This window comes from Neobacillus sp. S1227 (genome assembly GCF_055385255.1).
Genome location: NZ_AP038276.1, coordinates 2480505 through 2499289, shown reverse-complemented (window position 1 = coordinate 2499289; position 18785 = coordinate 2480505). Strand labels below are relative to the sequence as shown.

The 18785-nt window shown below is 41.0% G+C and carries 15 protein-coding genes; 2 read left to right on the top strand and 13 right to left on the bottom strand.

Going from position 1 to position 18785, the window contains the following annotated elements:
- Positions 1 to 12: 12 nt before the first annotated feature.
- Together nasC and ACZ5AE_RS12685 are read right to left on the bottom strand one after the other, a co-directional pair.
- On the bottom strand, positions 13 to 2148 hold the full coding sequence (gene nasC, locus ACZ5AE_RS12690; RefSeq protein ID WP_464572793.1) for an assimilatory nitrate reductase catalytic subunit NasC: 2136 nt from the start codon (positions 2146 to 2148) through the stop codon (positions 13 to 15).
- On the bottom strand, positions 2141 to 3091 hold the full coding sequence (locus ACZ5AE_RS12685; protein WP_464572791.1) for a (2Fe-2S)-binding protein: 951 nt from the start codon (positions 3089 to 3091) through the stop codon (positions 2141 to 2143). The genes nasC and ACZ5AE_RS12685 overlap by 8 nt, the downstream gene beginning before the upstream one ends.
- Before the next feature lie 336 nt (positions 3092 to 3427).
- On the opposite strand from ACZ5AE_RS12685, the gene ACZ5AE_RS12680 reads away from it, so the two are divergent.
- Positions 3428 to 4633, top strand: a complete 1206-nt coding sequence (locus ACZ5AE_RS12680) for a nitrate/nitrite transporter (RefSeq protein ID WP_464572789.1) — start codon at positions 3428 to 3430, stop codon at positions 4631 to 4633.
- Positions 4634 to 4714: 81 nt separating this feature from the next.
- On the opposite strand, the gene ACZ5AE_RS12675 is transcribed toward ACZ5AE_RS12680, so the two are convergent.
- From ACZ5AE_RS12675 to ACZ5AE_RS12650, 6 genes are all read right to left on the bottom strand, one after another.
- Positions 4715 to 6028 (bottom strand): ammonium transporter, encoded by a 1314-nt coding sequence (locus ACZ5AE_RS12675; RefSeq protein ID WP_464572787.1) that lies wholly within the window; start codon positions 6026 to 6028, stop codon positions 4715 to 4717.
- Between the two features lie 5 nt (positions 6029 to 6033).
- On the bottom strand, positions 6034 to 6393 hold the full coding sequence (locus tag ACZ5AE_RS12670; protein ID WP_464572785.1) for a P-II family nitrogen regulator: 360 nt from the start codon (positions 6391 to 6393) through the stop codon (positions 6034 to 6036).
- A gap of 281 nt (positions 6394 to 6674) precedes the next feature.
- Positions 6675 to 8333: an AAA family ATPase gene (locus tag ACZ5AE_RS12665; protein ID WP_464572783.1), complete on the bottom strand. Its 1659-nt coding sequence runs from the start codon at positions 8331 to 8333 to the stop codon at positions 6675 to 6677.
- Positions 8334 to 8467: 134 nt separating this feature from the next.
- Complete coding sequence (locus ACZ5AE_RS12660; protein ID WP_464572781.1) at positions 8468 to 8758, bottom strand: hypothetical protein; 291 nt, start codon at positions 8756 to 8758, stop codon at positions 8468 to 8470.
- A gap of 187 nt (positions 8759 to 8945) precedes the next feature.
- The gene (locus ACZ5AE_RS12655; protein WP_464572779.1) at positions 8946 to 10940 is read right to left on the bottom strand and encodes an acetoacetate--CoA ligase; all 1995 of its coding nucleotides are present in this window, start codon (positions 10938 to 10940) and stop codon (positions 8946 to 8948) included.
- Positions 10941 to 11087: 147 nt separating this feature from the next.
- Positions 11088 to 12860, bottom strand: coding sequence for an ABC transporter ATP-binding protein (locus tag ACZ5AE_RS12650; protein WP_464572777.1), 1773 nt, complete (start codon positions 12858 to 12860; stop codon positions 11088 to 11090).
- Positions 12861 to 13132: 272 nt separating this feature from the next.
- Here ACZ5AE_RS12650 and pdxR point away from each other — a divergent pair, with 272 nt between their 5' ends.
- Positions 13133 to 14569 carry a MocR-like pyridoxine biosynthesis transcription factor PdxR gene (gene pdxR, locus ACZ5AE_RS12645; RefSeq protein WP_464572775.1) on the top strand — a complete coding sequence of 479 codons (1437 nt, stop codon included), beginning with the start codon at positions 13133 to 13135 and terminating at the stop codon, positions 14567 to 14569.
- A gap of 331 nt (positions 14570 to 14900) precedes the next feature.
- On the opposite strand, the gene ACZ5AE_RS12640 is transcribed toward pdxR, so the two are convergent.
- The 5 genes from ACZ5AE_RS12640 to ACZ5AE_RS12620 form a co-directional block, all read right to left on the bottom strand.
- Positions 14901 to 15386 (bottom strand): hypothetical protein, encoded by a 486-nt coding sequence (locus tag ACZ5AE_RS12640; RefSeq protein ID WP_464572773.1) that lies wholly within the window; start codon positions 15384 to 15386, stop codon positions 14901 to 14903.
- A 23-nt stretch (positions 15387 to 15409) separates the two neighbouring features.
- Positions 15410 to 15799 carry a DUF6010 family protein gene (locus ACZ5AE_RS12635; protein WP_464572771.1) on the bottom strand — a complete coding sequence of 130 codons (390 nt, stop codon included), beginning with the start codon at positions 15797 to 15799 and terminating at the stop codon, positions 15410 to 15412.
- A 178-nt stretch (positions 15800 to 15977) separates the two neighbouring features.
- A complete protein-coding gene (locus ACZ5AE_RS12630) occupies positions 15978 to 17150 on the bottom strand; it encodes an ABC transporter permease (protein WP_464572769.1) in 1173 nt (390 codons plus the stop codon).
- Positions 17143 to 17820 (bottom strand): ABC transporter ATP-binding protein, encoded by a 678-nt coding sequence (locus ACZ5AE_RS12625; protein ID WP_464573615.1) that lies wholly within the window; start codon positions 17818 to 17820, stop codon positions 17143 to 17145. Before ACZ5AE_RS12625 ends, ACZ5AE_RS12630 begins: the two co-directional genes overlap by 8 nt.
- A gap of 11 nt (positions 17821 to 17831) precedes the next feature.
- A complete protein-coding gene (locus ACZ5AE_RS12620; protein ID WP_464572767.1) occupies positions 17832 to 18701 on the bottom strand; it encodes an efflux RND transporter periplasmic adaptor subunit in 870 nt (289 codons plus the stop codon).
- Positions 18702 to 18785 lie beyond the last annotated feature (84 nt).

The window sequence follows — 18785 nt, the reverse complement described above, 5'->3', positions numbered from 1 at the left end:
TAAATCTTTCATTCAAACAAGCGGACTAACTCGAACGGCACTCACTTTATAACCTGGCATTTTGCAAATCGGATCCAGTTCCTTTGATACGAGTATGTTCACATTTTGTGAATCCGCCCAATGGAAAGGAACAAACACCGTATCCGGACGTATTGTTTCCGACCATTTGCTTCTTACAACGATACTCCCCCTTCTAGATTCAATTTTCACCAACCTTTCATCGCCAATTCCGTAGGCCATCGCAGTTGAAGGATGTATTTCCAGAAAAGATTCAATGTTTCTGGCCGCTAATGCCGGGCTTTTTCTTGTTTGCACACCTGTTAGATAATGCGAAACGACTCGTCCTGTTGTTAGATATAAGGGATACTCTTCGTTTGCCTTTTCTTTAGAAGTTGCCAATTCATTCGGCACTACCACCATACCCGCTTTGCCATCAGGATGGGCAAAAGCAGTTTCAAACAATCTATTTGTCCCATTGCTTGATTCATCCGGACACGGCCAAAACACACCGCCTTCCTGTTTCAAACGGTCATATGTTATCCCGAAATAATCAGCGATTCCGCCGCGGCTCGCGATTCGTAACTCATTAAAAATATCTTCCGGTGATGCATAGGAAAAATAATTCCCTTTGCCTAGAACTCTAGCGATTTCACAAATAATCTCCCAATCATGTTTCACCTCTCCAGGACACGGAAAGCTCGCTTCCCTTAACATTACCCGGCCTTCTACATTCGTCATTGTCCCTGTATCTTCAAGATAAGAAGAACTTGGTAAAATTAAATCTGCTAATCTTGCAGTCTCGGATACAAATAAATCTACTGCCACGAAGAATTTTAATTTTTTTAGAGCTTCTTTTACGAAAACGGCATTCGGATTAGAAACAATCGGGTTGGAACACATGAGCAGCATTCCCGTTATTTCACCTTCATGAATTTTTTCCATCATTTCATAGGCTGAAACTCCCTTTCGGGGCAATTCATCCACAGGGATACCCCAGACGTGGGCCATATATTCGCGGTGCTCCTTATTCTCAATCGAGCGGTAACCGGGCAGCTGGTCTGCCTTTTGACCGTGTTCTCTTGCTCCTTGGCCATTTCCCTGACCAGTAATCGCTCCATAACCGCAATTCGGTTTTCCGATTTTCCCTGTAACAAGCAGAATATTCAGGAAATTACGAACAGCAAAAGAGCCGTCCGTTTGCTGCTCCACCCCTCTGGCGGTAAAAATCATTCCTGATTCTTCTTTTCCAAATTTTCTCGCCGCTGTCCGAATTTGCTCGACGGATACACCCGTCTGTTCTGCAATTCGGGCCAAGTCCAAGCTGAGGACATAGTCTTTAACAGCTTCAAAACCATTTACCCGCTCCTTTAAAAACCCATGATCCAAATAGCCATCTTGTATGATGACCTTTAATAATCCGTTGGCCAGTACGGCATCTGTTCCCGGTTTTAGCTGTAAATGTAAATCAGCCAATTTCGTTGTCGCTGTTTCCCGCGGGTCAATAGCTATGATAAATGCACCATTTTGTTTGGCCTTATCAAAATACGGCATTATAGTCGGCTGACATTCGGCAATGTTTGTCCCTGCCAAAATAATGCACTTTGTTGACGGAATTTCGGACAAACTGTTAGTGAAGCCTCTGTCCATTCCAAACGTTTGGTTGGCGGCGGAAGCTGCAGCAGACATGCAAAAACGGCCATTATAGTCAATGTATTTGGTTTTTAACGCTACCCGTGCAAATTTCCCCAGCAAGTATGCTTCTTCACTAGTGATGGACGCGCTCCCGTAAACGGACAAGGCATTCAGACCATCCTCCGCCTGAATTCGGGTAAACTTTTCTTTGATGTGGTTCAATGCTTCCTCCCAGGATATGCGGACAAATTCCCCGTTAACTTTTAATAACGGGTATTTCAACCTGTCGCGATGGAAAGCATGTTGATGGGCATTTGAACCCTTCATGCATAAGCGGCCCTCGGAGGTTGGATTATCTTTCCCGACGGTCATATATTTTTTCCTTGAAACAATCGATTGTTCAATCAGCTGCATCTTACATTGCATGCTGCAAAATGGACATTGTGTATCGTACCTTTTTTCCTTTTCCACTTCCTGCTGCTTCGTTCGAAAATACTTTAATAATAACTCAGTCATGGACGCCCACCCTTTTCTTCCCTCTCGATTCATCCTCACTCAGCCTTTTAAGCAGTTGGGAGAGAAGCTCATCTTCAAACAATACTTCTCTTACATGCATTAAGCCCGCTCGTTCTAACCATTGCCATGTCCGCTCACGGTAATTGGCTGTTTCTCTATAATATTGGATAAAACCAGAAACCATATCAATTGCTTCCTCCTTGGTTCCTGCAATACATAATAATTTTCCGCTTCGAGGGACGCCCCCACCGCTGCCGCCTACATAAATTTCCCATCCCCTGTCAATTCCAATCAGACCAATATCCTTGGTTACTGGAACCTCCACATTATGCATACATGGGGTAATGTCGATTTTTATAGGATAGGGTGTTAATAGCCATTCGAATTTCATTTGAAGGCCATCCGCTATTTGAGGAGCGGGATGCCAGTCGCAGTTACATATTTTTTCACTGATAAAAGTTTTGATGTTACCTTGCATGTTGGTATGTTTATTCTCATATTGCGGATCTATCATGCTTAAATAATATTGAATCGCTGGGGTACAGGTTGCACAGCCAGCTGCATTTTTCCATTTGAGATCCGCTCTTACCTTTTGGACAGAAGTTAATCTCCTCAATTGCATCTCCTTAACCACTTCTTCTTCTGTTAGTGATGTGCAAGAACAAAAGGGTTTTAAAAGATTTTCTTCAACAAATGGATCACCCTGAATGAAAGAAAGCAGACCCTCCACTAGCGGTTTACATCCTCCGCAAGAACTAGTTGCTTTTGTGCAAGTTTTTATTTGTTCAACGGTTGTTAACCCATTCTTTTGAACAGCCTCCAAAATAGCCTCTTTCGTTACTGTATTACATCTGCAAATGATTTTGTTTAGAGGCATGGCAGCTGCTTTAGAACTAGCTTTAGCCATTCTTTTGCCAACTAGGGCTGGTCTTTCCATAACCATAAAACACCTCCACTAATGATGAAATAATCGAATATCCCTCATTATTCCATAAAAAACGAAAAAATAAATTGAATATGTTACATTTTCTAACATGAAAATTTCCATGTCAAATGACCTTACAGATTTTGAGACAAAACAACATTTACCTATTATTCTTGAAAACAGCAAGGGAATTACGGAAAGTACATAAGGAGGAATGGAGGAATGGAGATGAAAAAAGTAATTGGTTTTTTTACGTTTACTGTATTGATGGCTAAAGTGATTTTCTCAAAAAAACAAAATATCGGATGGTAGATTCCGTTAGTCGGACAATGCGCAAGGAAGGTGTGAGATAAAATGAGATTAATAGAATTAAGAAAAAGCGGGCATGCCCCCTCACTGCTGTCATCGTTTTTATACTTTGATGTCAGCTTCATGGTATGGGTAATGTTAGGGGCTCTAGGTGTCTATATTACGAATGACTTTAATCTATCACCATCTGAGAAGGGATTCATCGTCGCCATCCCGATTCTGAGCGGATCTTTTTTCCGTCTTATCTTTGGGGTTTTAACAGATCGGATCGGCCCGCGCAAAACAGCCATTTTCGGGATGATTGTATCGATGATTCCCCTGTTATGGGGCTGGCAATTGGGGAATACAATATCTGAACTATATTTTATCGGCATCTTACTTGGTGTAGCAGGGGCAAGCTTCGCTGCAGCCATACCGATGGCAAGCCGCTGGTATCCTCCTCATTTGCAAGGATTGGCGATGGGCATTGCTGGCGCAGGAAATAGCGGTACACTCTTTGCCACTTTGTTCAGCCCTCGTTTAGCTGAAGCTTATGGCTGGCACAATGTCATGGGACTGGCCTGTATCCCGCTTTTTATAGTCTTTTTTCTTTATTTAATAATGGCCAAAGATCCTCCCTCTCAGCCAGCGGCCAAACCAGTAATCGAATATTTTCGTATCTTTAAACATAAAGACACTTTGTATTTTTGCTTGTTATATAGTTTTACTTTTGGAGGATTTGTGGGGCTTTCCAGCTTTTTAGGTATCTTTTTCGTCGATCAATATCATTTAACCAAGGTACAGGCTGGGGATTTTGTGACACTGTGTGTAGCGGCTGGAAGCTTTTTTCGACCAATTGGCGGATATATTGCCGATAAAATCGGCGGTGTCCGTCTGCTTACCTTTTTATTGATTGCAGCCTCACTCAATATGTTCGCCGTAAGCCAGCTCCCATCTCTTTACATGGCGATAACTTTCTTATTTATTGGCATGCTTTGCCTTGGAATGGGGAATGGCGCAGTATTCCAATTAGTTCCACAGCGTTTTTCAAAGGAAATTGGAATGATTACAGGCATAGTTGGAGCGGCTGGAGGGGTTGGCGGATTTTTTGTCCCAAATATTCTTGGTACACTAAAACAAGTAACCGGAACATACCAAACTGGTTTTATCGTTTATGCAGTTACGGGTGTGGCAGTACTGATTGTCCTTGCAAACGCGCAGCAAGCATGGCGAAAAAATTGGTCTTCAAAGGAAGCCTCAGTTAAAATTTAAACATTTGTAATGGTGAAAATATTAGATATAGTAAAAACAAGAACTGCCAGCATACCAGAATCGATATGGCTGGCAGTTCATTCATACAGCGTCACTAGAAACTTTCTTCCCGCCGCTCGGGGCTACTGTAATTCCTGTTGTTTCTTCAAAATTATATAAACTTGTCGGCAAATCCGCGAACCGTTCTAATTCATTATAGGCCGGGATACCATGATAAGACATATCCAAGCCTTCTTCTTCCTCGCGTTCGGTTGCCCGCAGACCAACCGTTTTTTCACACACATATGCCATAAACGAACCACAGATAAGCCCCCAAACAACCACTACGATCGCACCTAAAAGTTGTATTTTTAAAAGAGAAAAGCCCCCTGTTGTTAATAACCCATGTGACTGATCAAAGAATCCCACCGCAATGGTCCCGAATACCCCATTAAACCCATGAACCGCCACAGCGCCAACGGGGTCATCCACTTTTAAATTGTCGACTATTAATGTTGCGTAAATAACAATCAAACCACTGGCAAAACCAATGATAATTGCGCTCCACTGAGATACAAAGGCACATCCGGCCGTTACAGCCACTAACCCAGATAATACTCCGTTAATCATCATACTGGGGTCCGCCTTGCCGAATTTCTTCATTGTCATAAACATCGCTGCGGTACCCCCGCTCGCTCCAGCCAGCATAGTGTTAATGGCAATGGAGGCAAAAGCTTTATTGGACGCATCTAAGGTACTGCCAGTATTAAAGGCAAACCAGCCAAACCACAAAATGAACGTGCCAGCTGAAGCTAACGGAATGTTACTTGGCGCAAATACATTTGTACTTCCATCGGAATTAAATCTTCCTTTCCTTGGCCCCAGCCATTTCGCCATAGCTAAAGCAGCAAAGCCCCCTACCGCATGTATAGCGGCAGAGCCGGCAAAATCCTTCATCCCCAACTTCGCGAGCCAGCCGTTTCCGCTCCAAATCCAATGTCCGGAAAGAGGATATACAATGATACAGATTAAAGCAGCTGTTAAAATATACGCTTTGAAATTCATTCTTTCAGCAACTGCACCTGAAACGATCGAAATGCAGGCCACAGCAAAGCCCATTTGAAACAATACAAAGGCCGTGCTTGGCAATTCAATAGAAAGAGAAATATTTTCCGGATGCCCAAAAAGTGTTGTTCCAAAAAACCCGAGAGCATCCTTCCCAAACATTACACCAAATCCAATGAGCCAGAAAGCTAAAGCACCAACCGTTAAATCCACAAAAATTTTCATTGTCACATTTACAGCGTTTTTTGTTCGGACCAAACCTGCTTCGAGCAAACTAAAGCCGCCCTCCATAAACAGCACCATCGCTGCCGCAAGCACAACCCAAACCGAATTTAAGTACATCAGTTCCATGATACTCAACCCTCCTTTTTCTGCAAATCATCAATATCATCATCCGTTTCGCCAGTCCGGATGTTATACGCTTCTAAAATCGGATAAACATAAATTTTTCCGTCCCCATCTTCTCCAGTTTGCGCAGAGCCCACAATGGTCTGAATGGTCCGTTCGACCATGTAATCAGATAAAATAATCTCCAATTTTACTTTTGGATGTAGTGTCACTTTGTAATTTTTCCCGCGGTATACACCTTGAGTATCTTTCTGTTTCCCTCTGCCAACCACCTGCGAAACGGTAAACCCAGTTATAGCTATACTCTTTAACCCTTTTATGGTCTCAGTAAGTCTTTCTGGCCTGATAATAGCTTCAATTTTTTTCATTAGGTGTACCGCCCTTCTTCATGTTAGATTTTATAACATATAATGAGTAAATAATATAACATTCGTGAAATTACTGTCAATTAAAATAAAAATACTTTAACCCATTTTAATAGAAAAAGGAGCATTCCTTTTTCAAAAAAAGAATGCTCCTTCAAATAGTTTTAAACACGTATAATATCACTAATAACAACCAGTACGTCTGCAGCCTTAACTTTGCTGGAACAGTAATTGTATCAAAAACCAGTCAGTCAATTAGATTGTCTGGTTTCAACAAAAAAAACTTATGCTCCCACTATAGGCAGCCGTGTGTTATCTGGGTTATTTAGCCCATTATATATTTCTTCAATTTCTTCACCCGTTAAATCGCCCCGCTTAAGCAATTCTTCTGCAATTGCGTGGACGAAAGCCGCATTATCCAGCACAAGCTTTTTTACTTTGGTCATTTCATCCTTTAACAGCTGGTTTATTTTTGAACGAAGAGCCCTTAGGCCATCGGCTCGCGATCCCAGGGCAAGCCAACTGAACAATTCGTCACCCATTCCAACGATGCCGAGATATGCACCTGCCAACTCTGTTGCCTGACGCAAGTCGGAAGTGACACCATTTAATTTCTTCCCAAGGAACTCTTCCTCCACTGCCCTTGCGGCGAGACATACTTGAATTTCCGCAAGAATCTCACTATCGCTGCGGTTGTATCTTTCATGGGTTGGTTTCGTGGCGGCAAGACCTAGTGCGCCTCCCCTGCGAATAATTGTTACCTTCCAAACACGTTCATGCGGCTTCAAAAGGTATTGCGCTACCGCATGACCTGCCTCATGATAAGCAACATTCCGCTTTTCATCCTCACTCATGGAACGGAGCGGCTGTTTGAGGCCCCATTCATAGGTTTCCATTGCGGCTCGAAAATCCTCGTAACTCGATTCTGCAGCGCCTCGCTGGTGTGCAATGACAATGGACTCGTTCACGATATGTTTGATTTGTGCAGGGCTGTAACCAATCGTATCGATCGCAGCGCGTTCCGGGGTCAACGTTTCATCCCGCTTTATTTTTTGAAGATAATAGAAGAAGACATCCACCCGGCCATCATAATCAGGGGAATCTACCCATAGTTTTCGGTCGAACCGGCCAGGTCTAAGCAGCGCTTGGTCAAGCACATCGGGAAGGTTAGTTGCTCCAATCGTCAAGACAGCAGGCCTTTCTGCCTTTTTCCGTCTTAAACCAAGCGAGCGGAGAAGCTTGGCAAACCAAGAATTGTCAATATTAGGGGGATCCATTTGCAGAAGGAGCTCGTTTAAAAGCCCGGCGCCGCCCATTCCCATCATTCCCATCATACCCCCGCCACCGCCGCCCGATTGCCGGCTCATGCCGATGGCATCTATTTCGTCGATGAAAATGATGCAGGCACCATATAATTTTGCAAGTTTTCTTGCTTTTTTATATAAACCCATGACTTTAAGATTTCCTACACCGAAAAACATATTTTGAAAACTAGGGGCAGATGCATAGGCGAATGGTACCTGTGCTTCATTCGCAATCACTTGGGCCAAATAGGATTTTCCTGTTCCGGGCGGCCCGCAAAGCAATAATCCCCTGATAGCTTCGCCCCCCATTTCCTTAAATTCCTTCACGCCTTTAAGGAGGGTGACAATCCGCTTTGCATTTTCTACAATTTCAGGGTTTCCTCGATAATCATCCCAGGTGGAACCCGTTTCACCAGGCAATATCCAATAGGTCCGCCCCCTGGCAAGAAACCAAAACAGAGCAACAAACTGAATAATCATAAACATCATGGCAAAAAACAATTGGAAGACAAAACCTAAAACAGTTATTGCGATATTCCATGCTGCAGGTCCTCCCATTACCAACAGCATGAATAAAAACACGAAAACCGCAGCCCAGAGGATGATTTTCCGCCACTTAACCCATTGATAGTTCCTCATGGTCACACATCCCTTCTAAATTTTTGAAATATATTATGAAAATTAGGCCTTCAAGTTGACAAGAAAGGTATCTGGCAGCAAGAAAAATATTTATAAAAAAACCCTCCAAAGCGGAGGGTTTTTACAGAGTAAGATTATTTAAATTTCTTATAAATATCAATTAAATACTTGAGAGAAATAGCAATACCGCCAATAAAATAGAAGGTTACCAATATCCATCCGGACGGGTCTATTGAAAGCATTGAAATTATGATATTTAATGGGAAGATAAAATAGAGGATATCCTTTAGGTAGTCTAATACTAATGTTGGACTGAATGAGCCTTTCCAAAATGATTTTACAAAAGCAATCAGAAAATCAATAAGCATAAGTCCGAAAGCAGCCCACAAAGTATAGAGCATCCAATCTGCAAGTGCAAAAGACATTATTCATCACCACCTTACTACATAATATTCGTGTAAGCTTAGCAGGTGAGAATAGTGAAAAATTTTATTATAAACAAAATAGTTTAAAATTAGACAAGATATTTAAGTAACTAGAATTCAATTTGCAAAAATACCCAAAGATGAAAAACAATTAAAAAGCCGCCCACCCTGTGAGCGGCCTAACAGTTTATTCTTGCAAACCGTTTAGGTTTTTCTGAAATTCTATGAAATATTGTATAGTATCAGGATTCGCTAGGGATCCTGTATTCACGGCCTTATCCACAGATGTCCCCATCAAGATTTTCTTGATTGGTACCTCAAGTTTCTTGCCGTTCAACGTTTTTGGCAGTTCCTCAACTACAAAAATTTCATTCGGAACATGTCTTGGCGAACAATCTTGACGAATGGCCTGATTAATTCGGGACTTCACATCCACCGAAAGTTCAGCCCCTTCTTTTAAAACTACAAATAACGGCATATAGGATTGCTCGCTGCTGAGCGGCAGATCGACAACTAAGCTATCAAAAACTTCAGGCACCTTTTCCAGCGCACTATATATTTCACTCGTCCCCATCCGGACTCCGCCGCGATTAATCGTTGCATCCGAACGTCCATATATGATGGCGCTTCCCCTTGAAGTGATCTTAATAAAATCACCATGGCGCCAAGTGCCTGGGTACATGTCAAAATAGCTTTCGCGGTAACGCTCCCCGCTTTCATCATTCCAAAAATAAATCGGCATCGATGGCGTCGGCTCCGTAATGACCAGTTCTCCTATCTCATCTATCAGCTCTTCGCCCTGTTCGTTAAATGCCTTTACAGCCATACCAAGTGCCCGGCACTGCAGTTCCCCAGCATGAACTGGCAGTGTTGGAGCACCGCTAACGATTGAGGTACAAATGTCCGTTCCTCCACTTGTCGAAACGAGCCAAAGGTCTTCCTTCACATGTTCATACACCCATTCAAATCCGCTGACAGGAAGAGGTGACCCCGTTGACCCAATACTTTTTAAATGGGAAAGGTCAAACTGTTCCCTTGGCTTCACTCCAGCCTTCATACAAGCCGTGATAAACCCTGCACTGGTTCCAAACATGGTCATTTTAGAGGATTCGGCAAATTTCCATAACGCATCATAATTAGGATATGCTGGATTACCATCATATAATAGAATCGTGGAACCAACCAGTAAACCACTTACAACTACATTCCACATCATCCAGCCAGTTGTGGTATACCAGAAGAAACGATCATCTTTAGAGATATTGCTTTGAAGAGCCATCATTTTAAAATGTTCTAATAAAATTCCACCCTGGCTTTGAACAATTGCCTTCGGTTTTCCTGTTGTTCCGGAAGAATATAAAATCCACAGTGGATGGTCGAATGGAACCGGTTCAAATGCTAATTCTTCTCCGGAGGAAATTGCCAGCGGATGATTCCATAAGACTGCGTTTGTTAACCGGCTAATGTTTGGCTCCTCATTTAAGTTTGGAATAATGATCGTATGCTGTAAGGTTGGCAGTTCTGCTTGGATTTTATTCACCAATTCAAGTCGGTCAAAGTTTTTTCCGCTATACCGGTAGCCATCAACGGCAAACAATACCTTCGGCTCAATTTGCTTAAAGCGGTCAATTACGCTCATGATCCCAAATTCAGGAGCACAGCTTGACCAGACTGCCCCGATGCTTGCACAAGCAAGAAAAGCTGTAATTGTTTCATGAATATTGGAGGCATACGCAACAACGCGATCTCCCGGTTGAACTCCTAGTGATTTAAGGTATTCGGCAATCGCCGCGGTGTTCTTTTTCAATTCAGCCCAAGTTATTTTCCCTTGTGGCCGGTTTTCGCTTTCGTAAATAATTGCTTCATTTTCAGGGATTTCATTCCGAAAAACATGCTCTGCATAGTTTAAAGTTGCTCCAGGAAACCACTGAGCCCCTGGCATTTTTCTTACCTTTAAAACCTCTTCGTATGGCGTTTTCGCCTGAATGTCAAAATAGTGCCAGACGGCTGACCAAAAGCCTTCAATCGAGGTAACTGACCACTTCCATAGTTGTTCGTATGTATCAAAGTGCAGTCCCCGTGTTTCTTCAAGCCATGTCATGAACTTTTTCATATTAGATTCATTTTGGAATTGTTGAGAAGGCTCCCACAACAACTTTCCTTCCATTTTTTCAATCGTCATTGCTATTCCCCCAAATGTCGTGTTCGAATTGTTTTAGCTACACTTACCAAATACGAGTTTAGTATAGTAATTTCCTTCTTAATTTTTCAAAAAATGAAAAAACTCATCAAAAAAAAGAAAAGCTGCCCCATTTTTGTGGCAGCTAAATTACGAAGCAGCAACCATCGTTTCTGGATCATTGGCTGCATTTTGTTTCGTAAACAATTCCTTATAATAACCGTCTTGCTTCAACAAACTTTGATGGCTGCCGCTTTCTACAATTCTTCCTTTTTTAATAACAAAAATGGTATCTGCAGTTAATATTGTTGAGAGGCGGTGTGCAATCATAATGATAGTCTTATCGTTTTCAAATTGATTAATGGACTCCTGAACCAGCTTTTCACTTTCATTATCAAGTGCGCTAGTAGCCTCATCGAGGATAATCAGAGATGGATTTTTTAAAAATACCCGTGCAAGGGCAATCCGCTGTTTTTGTCCGCCGGAAAGCTTAATGCCTCTTTCGCCAATTTCTGTTTCATAGCCATTAGGCATTTTTGAAATAAAATCGTGAGCAAAAGCTTTTTTTGCAGCGGTGATAACCTCGTCGTCGGTTGCATCCAATTTCCCCATTTTAATATTATCTTTAATGGAAGTGCTGTATAAAAAGTTATCCTGCGTAACAATCCCCATTTGCTCGCGAAGACTTGATAAAGAGTAATTTCTTATATTTTCATCATCTATTAGAACTTCCCCTGTCGTGGTATCATACATTCTTAACAAAAGCTGCAGGATCGTACTTTTCCCGCCCCCGCTCTCCCCAACAAAAGCGTAAGTCCTTCCTTTTTCAAGAGTCATAGACATATTTTGAATAATTTTATTCTTGCCATCGTAAGAGAAACTTACATTTTTAAATTTAATAGCATGATTAAATTGTTTTAACTCTAGCGGGTTTGAAATTTCTTTGATGGCTGATGAAGTTTTGAAGAACGCAAAGATTCTTTGCAGTGCTACACTGCCTTCCGTGATGGCAGGATATGCATTTACCAGTGCGGCAACAGGGCTTCGCATTTTATCTACATAAGCGAAAAATGCGATTAAACTTCCGACTGTCAGGCTTCCATCGATGACAAAGAGGCTTGCAACGATTGCTACAATAAACGGGGTCATATCACTTAGAACGTTTACCAAAGCCAGCATTACCGCATTAATCCGAGCATGTTTATCAGTTAATTTATCAAACTTGGCTAAATGCTGGTCAAGTTCAGCTTTGTCTCGTTTCTCCGCGGCAAACAACTTTGCTAGAAAAGCACCCTGGATTTTTTCAAAAATAAACCCACTCATCACAGATCGGTATTTCATCATACTCCTAGTGGTTCTTTTGAATTTTCTTGAAAGGAAATGGGCCAAAACAAATTGGAAGCCAACTAGCAGGATCGAAAGGATGGCAAGTTTGATATTGAGAGTCACCATAACCACAATGACAAACAATAGAACAATCATCTCAATCCAGATATTACCGAATACTGCGGTTAAGAACCCTCGAACCTTTTCAATATCATCGAAAAACCGCGTGCCAATCTCCCCGCTTTTGTTATCTACAAAATACTTTGCATCCAATGAGTGGACTTTTTGAAAGGCATCCTTTCTTAGTTGTTTAATAATATTGTTGTTGGCCTTATGAATACAAAACTGCCTTACATATTCCATTGGCGTCCTAATAAAGAGAAAAACAAAAATCATACCTACAGCTATATATAGTAGTTGCTCAAGCATTTGCCCCCGCGTTAGTTCCTCGTTTTGCAGCAATTGGTCAAAAATGTATTTTAAAATCAATGGAACGAACAGCGGAATTAAGAACCGAAACAGGCTTCCCATGAAACCAGTTAAATAGAGACTGCGAACCTGTTTAACATACGGTAAAAACAACTTGAATTCTTTCATTTTAAAAAACTCCTTTCCTCTCTATCTTTGATTTCATTCTACGGTTTTTTCCCTCCTTTCTAACCGCAGAGATTTTGAATACAAGCGCAGTGTTTTCGTACAAAACCGCAGACTTTTGTGGGGCGGCCCGCAACATTCCGTGATTTTTTTCAAAAAAATGACTTCCAATTATGGAAGCACCAAAGTTCACATCGTCACCACAAATGAAATATCCATCGAAAAAGTATACAATTATTTTAGTCGGATCTAAATTGAGTTAAAGGATGTAGCTAATGGATTGGAAACCTAACAGAGAAACTAAAATACCCATTTATAAACAACTTGCCCTATATATAGAGAACGGGATTGCGGATGGAACTTTTCCACAAGATAAGCCTTTGCCATCTGAAAGGGGCCTGGCAAAAGAGCTCGGAGTAAACAGAAGCACCATCATTGCGGCTTATGACGAGTTGGAATCAAATGGACTAATCGAGCGAAAAAAAGGCAGCGGAACAACCGTAAGCAAAGATATTTGGGGCATGGCTAAGAACCGTATTCCAAGCTGGAACAGGTATATTGAGGCAGGCTCGTTCCTTCCCAATTTACCTGTAACGCAAAGAATTCACAAAGAGATGGCTGAGCAAAAGTTAATTAATTTAGCCAGCGGCGAATTATCTCAAGATTTATTTCCCTTAACATCTCTCAGGGAAATTACTATGAACAGATCCTTTATCGGTACTTTGGGGTATGACCATCCACAGGGTAATTTAATACTAAGAAAGACACTTGCTAAGCATGTTAAGCTGTACCGAGGGATCGAAACGAATCCTTCATCTATATTGGTTACTTCGGGAGCACAGCAAGCTTTACATCTTGTTGTGCAATGCCTGTTAAAACCGGGAGACTCAGTTGCCCTTGAGAATCCTTCCTATCATTACAATCTGCCTGTATTTAAATCTGCAGGAATCAATACCTATTACTTAAAGGTTGGAAAGGATGGGATAAACCCGGACGATATAACCGATTTATATAAAAAACACCGAATTAGGATGATTTTCTTGGATCCAATTTTTCAAAATCCTACTGGATCGCTTTTGTCCCTAGAACGGAGGAAAAAAATTCTTGAAATATCATCTGAATTTGGGATTCCAGTGGTGGAGGATGACCCCTATAGTATGACTCCTTTTTCAATGGAAAAAATCTCAACTCTTAAATCATTGGACCATCTTGGGAATGTTTTATATATTAGTTCTTTGACAAAAATTATTGCCTCTGGGTTGAGGATAGGATGGATTATTGGACCAAAGCAGGTCATTGAAAGGTTAGCAGATGCCAAACAACAAGTCGATTTTGGACATGCCAGTTACTCGCAATGGATTGCGAATGATTTCTTAGAATCAAATGATTTTGAGTCTCATATGAAAAGCTTAGTTAAGAGGTTGGAAAGCCGCAGGGACCAAATTGTTTACAGCCTGGAAACGTATTTAAAAGGTCAAGTCGAATTTAATATCCCACAAGGCGGCATTCACTTGTGGTGCCGAATTAATAATGAATGTGATGAAATCCAATTGTTGGAGGAATCAATTAAAAGAGGCGTAATATTTGTCCCAGGTTCAACGATGGGGACTGAAAAGGGATTCGCCCGTTTTACCTTTGCAAGGGAAAATGAGGAAATGATCAATGAAGGAATTCAAAGGTTTGCTAATGCACTTAAGAGTGTTTCAAACTAAATGGGACAAATAATAAGACCATCCTTCAAGATGGTCTAATCAATCCCTATATAGATTCCGAGTGAAATTAAAGCGATGCCAATAATAACAACATATATTAATGTTAAGTTGGTGGTATTTCTTTTTGTTGAACCACTATAGTTTTCATCTGGTTTTCTGGAGATTAATAGAGTTGAAACTACAGAAAAAATAAGGATTAATATTACTAAACCAATCATTATAATCATACTGCACCTCTAATTAAAAGCTTTTTCTACCTTCATAATAACGAAAATGCATTGATTATTGACCAACCAATTCATCTGAAAATTGACCATCCACTTTTTTTATCTTAACTCTGTTTATTTTTATCGAAAAGAAGGGTAAAATAACCGATTAGTCCAATCATCACCACTACCAAAAGGATAATTTTTAGGAGCATGGGGAGAAATAGAAATGCTATTGCAAACCACGCGAACATCAGTGCCAGCGGACTCGTTCCCCTTAGCACTTTATAAAAAGTTTGCATTCCTCTTGTTCGGATATAAGGTGTTGCTTCCAATAACAAGATTGTAGGGTTCATGATGGTGCCATAAATTTGCGGTAAAACTACATACAGGGGAATTTCTGTTTGGAAGGATAATTCCAACAGGTAAGCCAACCCTAATGCAAACGATTGCATGAAAAAGTCAAGGTGGGCCGATTTAAGGTTTCTGGCATTCGTAAAAACCTTTGTCATAATTGTTTCTTTCTGATAATAAACTGCCGCAAGCGGTAATGATAAAACAATGCCAATCATAAAGGAGAATAATCCCCACTCTAATAATAGAGAGTTCATTTCAATCTTCCTTTCCCATCAATCTAATAAAACCTAAACACGAAAATAGCCACAATAAAATCAAATGCAGCGCACAATGGCGGAAACCATCTTACCACTTTTGTTTTAATTATTTTTGGATGATAGAGTATATCCCAGATCCCGTGTAGGATAAACCCTGCGCCAACCCAGATGGGAGAGTACAATAAGCCCCAGACAGCACAATTAAAAAACAGCAATGCCATTACAGATTCAATAGAGAGCCACGTTAACCGCGCATCCGATAATGCAGCTCCCGCGTACACACAGGCTGTAAAAGCCAGAAATAATGTAAATAATTGATACGAAACTGGGATGGTAAAACTATAAAAAAGTCTAACAGTCAGCAATGACAATAAGACACCCGCAACGATATTCCTTACATTGGATTTCATCTTGTTTTCTCCTCTCGTTGAATTATTTGGTATGCTTTTATCATATTTCAGTTTGGATCTCTTCTTACCGCAATTTATGTAGTCTCCCCCGCAAAGATATGATGGCTCCCTGCAATCTTTTTCTTTCAATCAAAAAGGCCGGATCTGCATCGGCCTCTGTCATTAATTATTTTATTTCTTATACACTTCTTAACGCGTCAATTGGATTAAGCCTTGAGGCCTTGCGTGCTGGAGCAATACCAAATATAATCCCAATAGCAGCGGAGAAGCCAAACGCTAGCACAACAGTAAATGCTGAAAGTGCAAAACTTGCCCCGATCAAAAAACATACAGCGTAAGCTATTAACACACCTAGCAATAAGCCAATCGTTCCGCCAAAGAGTGATAAAAATACCGCCTCCAGGAGAAACTGCTGTTGAATCCGCTTAGGCTCTGCTCCAAGGGCTTTTCTTAACCCGATTTCAGTCGTTCTCTCTGTGACAGAAACAAGCATCATATTCATAATCCCAATCCCGCCAACGATTAGAGAAATGGAGGCAATCCCGCCCAGCATGAGTGACATCATGGTTGTTACCCTATTTATGGATGACAGCATATCCTGCATATTAATGATGGTAAATCCGTCTTTATTGTAGTTAAATGACTGGTTTAAAACAGCTTCGATATCACTGGTTATTTTTTCAGAATCATTTGCATCACTCATAAACACGTCAACATTGTTAATATATCCGGTTCCTAGCAGGCTCATCGAAGTGGTATAAGGAATAATGACCGCATCATTATTAGACGAATCCGAAAAACTGCTTGATCTTTGAAGTGTTCCAATCACTGTGTAGGTTACGCCGGCTATCAGCATTTTTTTGCCAATCGGGTCCTCCCCCCAAAACAGTTCCTCTGCAATATCGGCCCCAATAAGGCATACATTATTTTCACTATCAATATCCAAAATATTGATGCCCCTGCCAGTTTCAATCAGGTCCTTAGTCTTAGTAAAATACACATCATTTTTCCCCTGAACGAACACATCCTTTTTTTCATTTCCGTTATAGACCACTGTTGTGTTTCCGGTAAGAGTCGGTGATACTCCGGCAACATTCTCGATTTCTGATAGTTTTTGAATGTCGCTGTCGAGTAAGCCTTGTTTAAGTGGTGTTCCGATGGCTTGAACAGTTATTTTATCGGCCCCGAAGGAAGAAAACTCGCTTGTCATCCCGTCCATCGCACCTTTCACAATCGTAATCAAGGCAATGATGGAAGCAACACCAATCACAATCCCTAGCATGGTTAAAAACGAGCGCATTTTGTTATGGATCAGATTCATCCAGGACATTTTGATATTCTCTTTAAACATAAGCAAACTCCTCTCTCAGTTTGCCATCTAATATGCGGACAATTCTGCTGGCATTTTTCGCAATTTCGATATCATGTGTAATCATGACAATCGTTTTTCCTTCTTCATGAAGCTCATGAAATAGCTCCATGATTTGCTGACCCGTTTTTTGATCGAGTGCCCCAGTCGGTTCATCAGCCAGCAAAATGGTTGGGTTCGTCACCATTGCACGTGCAATGGCTACCCTCTGCTGCTGCCCTCCGGAAAGCTGATTCGGGCGATTTTGCAGTTTTTCACCAAGTCCTACCCTTTCGAGCATTTCCCTTGCTCTTTGTTTTCGTTCCTTTTCCTGTAATCTGGCATAAACGAGAGGAAGCTCCACATTTTGTATTGCATTAAGTCGTGGCAGCAGCTGGAATTGCTGAAAAATAAAGCCGACCTCCTTGTTGCGGATAGCTGCAAGAGATGATTCATCCAGTTCATCAACCTTTTGATTCGACAAATAATAATCACCACTTGTCGGGGAATCGAGGCATCCTATAATATTCATCAATGTTGATTTCCCTGAACCAGATGGTCCTAAGATAGCTACAAAATCCCCTTTATTTACTGTTAGATTAATATTATTTAAGACAACCTGCTCTTCCTCACCCATCACGTACGTTTTTGTGATTTGAGTCATGTTTAGAATTGGTCCGCTCATTATGGATTACCTCCATGCAACATCGCCGGTGATGAATTTTCTTTATTGACGATCATCACTACATCACCCGCGTCAATACCTTCTTTAATCTCGATAATTGTACCGTCGTTAATGCCGGTTTGAACATATTTCTTGACTTGGGCACCTTTTTCTGAAGGAATTAAAACATACGGTTTATTTTTGCTGTCAAAATTGATGGCTTTCATGGAGAGCGTAATGATTCCCGATACATTTTGTTTCAATATTTTCGCTTCTGTGCTCATGCCGACTTTAATCGCTTCGTCTGGGTTGAGATCAATCGTCGCCTTAAAATAGGAAACACCATTTTCATTGGCTGCTTCCTTGGAAATGCCAGAGACTGTTCCTTTTATTTCCTTTTCCAGCGCATTTACAGTAATATTCACTTCTTGACCAACGGAAAGGTATTTTAGGTCATATTCGTCAACTTTAACAGTTGTTTGTAAAATGGCATAATCGACGATGTCGACTAATTGTGCCCCTGCCATAACCTCTGCATTTTTTTCTACATAGATTTCTGTGATTTCTCCGTTGATTGCTGCTTTTATTTTTTTACCATCCTTCGTTTCTAACAAGACATCGCCGTTTTTCACCTGGTCGCCTGTACTCACCTTTACCTCCTTAATCTGCATTGGAGCATCACTAGTAATTGTCTTTCTGTTTTTAGCTTCGACCGTACCTGAAAAGGTGTAATAGGTGGTAATGTCGTCAATTTGAGCTGTTTCCTTTTCGAAAGTCCCTAATCCCTTTGGCGTAAAGATTACTGCTGAAATAATGACTATTGCTAATAGCCCAACTATTGACCAAATTACTATCTTCTTTTTACTTTTCTTTTTTTGTTGTGTACTCATAAATGAATCCCCTCCCTTATTCATAATTTCATTTTACGGCGGTTACCTCTTCTTCTAACCGCAGACTTTTAGATAACCCACCGC

Excerpts from the sequence above, each read along its gene's own strand:
- nasC (WP_464572793.1), bottom strand. The coding sequence starts at position 2,148 with ATGACTGAGTTATTATTAAAGTATTTTCGAACGAAGCAGCAGGAAGTG.
- ACZ5AE_RS12685 (WP_464572791.1), bottom strand. The coding sequence starts at position 3,091 with ATGGTTATGGAAAGACCAGCCCTAGTTGGCAAAAGAATGGCTAAAGCT.
- ACZ5AE_RS12680 (WP_464572789.1), top strand. The coding sequence starts at position 3,428 with ATGAGATTAATAGAATTAAGAAAAAGCGGGCATGCCCCCTCACTGCTG.
- ACZ5AE_RS12675 (WP_464572787.1), bottom strand. The coding sequence starts at position 6,028 with ATGGAACTGATGTACTTAAATTCGGTTTGGGTTGTGCTTGCGGCAGCG.
- ACZ5AE_RS12670 (WP_464572785.1), bottom strand. The coding sequence starts at position 6,393 with ATGAAAAAAATTGAAGCTATTATCAGGCCAGAAAGACTTACTGAGACC.
- ACZ5AE_RS12665 (WP_464572783.1), bottom strand. The coding sequence starts at position 8,333 with ATGAGGAACTATCAATGGGTTAAGTGGCGGAAAATCATCCTCTGGGCT.
- ACZ5AE_RS12660 (WP_464572781.1), bottom strand. The coding sequence starts at position 8,758 with ATGTCTTTTGCACTTGCAGATTGGATGCTCTATACTTTGTGGGCTGCT.
- ACZ5AE_RS12655 (WP_464572779.1), bottom strand. The coding sequence starts at position 10,940 with ATGACGATTGAAAAAATGGAAGGAAAGTTGTTGTGGGAGCCTTCTCAA.
- ACZ5AE_RS12650 (WP_464572777.1), bottom strand. The coding sequence starts at position 12,860 with ATGAAAGAATTCAAGTTGTTTTTACCGTATGTTAAACAGGTTCGCAGT.
- pdxR (WP_464572775.1), top strand. The coding sequence starts at position 13,133 with ATGGATTGGAAACCTAACAGAGAAACTAAAATACCCATTTATAAACAA.
- ACZ5AE_RS12640 (WP_464572773.1), bottom strand. The coding sequence starts at position 15,386 with ATGAACTCTCTATTATTAGAGTGGGGATTATTCTCCTTTATGATTGGC.
- ACZ5AE_RS12635 (WP_464572771.1), bottom strand. The coding sequence starts at position 15,799 with ATGAAATCCAATGTAAGGAATATCGTTGCGGGTGTCTTATTGTCATTG.
- ACZ5AE_RS12630 (WP_464572769.1), bottom strand. The coding sequence starts at position 17,150 with ATGTTTAAAGAGAATATCAAAATGTCCTGGATGAATCTGATCCATAAC.
- ACZ5AE_RS12620 (WP_464572767.1), bottom strand. The coding sequence starts at position 18,701 with ATGAGTACACAACAAAAAAAGAAAAGTAAAAAGAAGATAGTAATTTGG.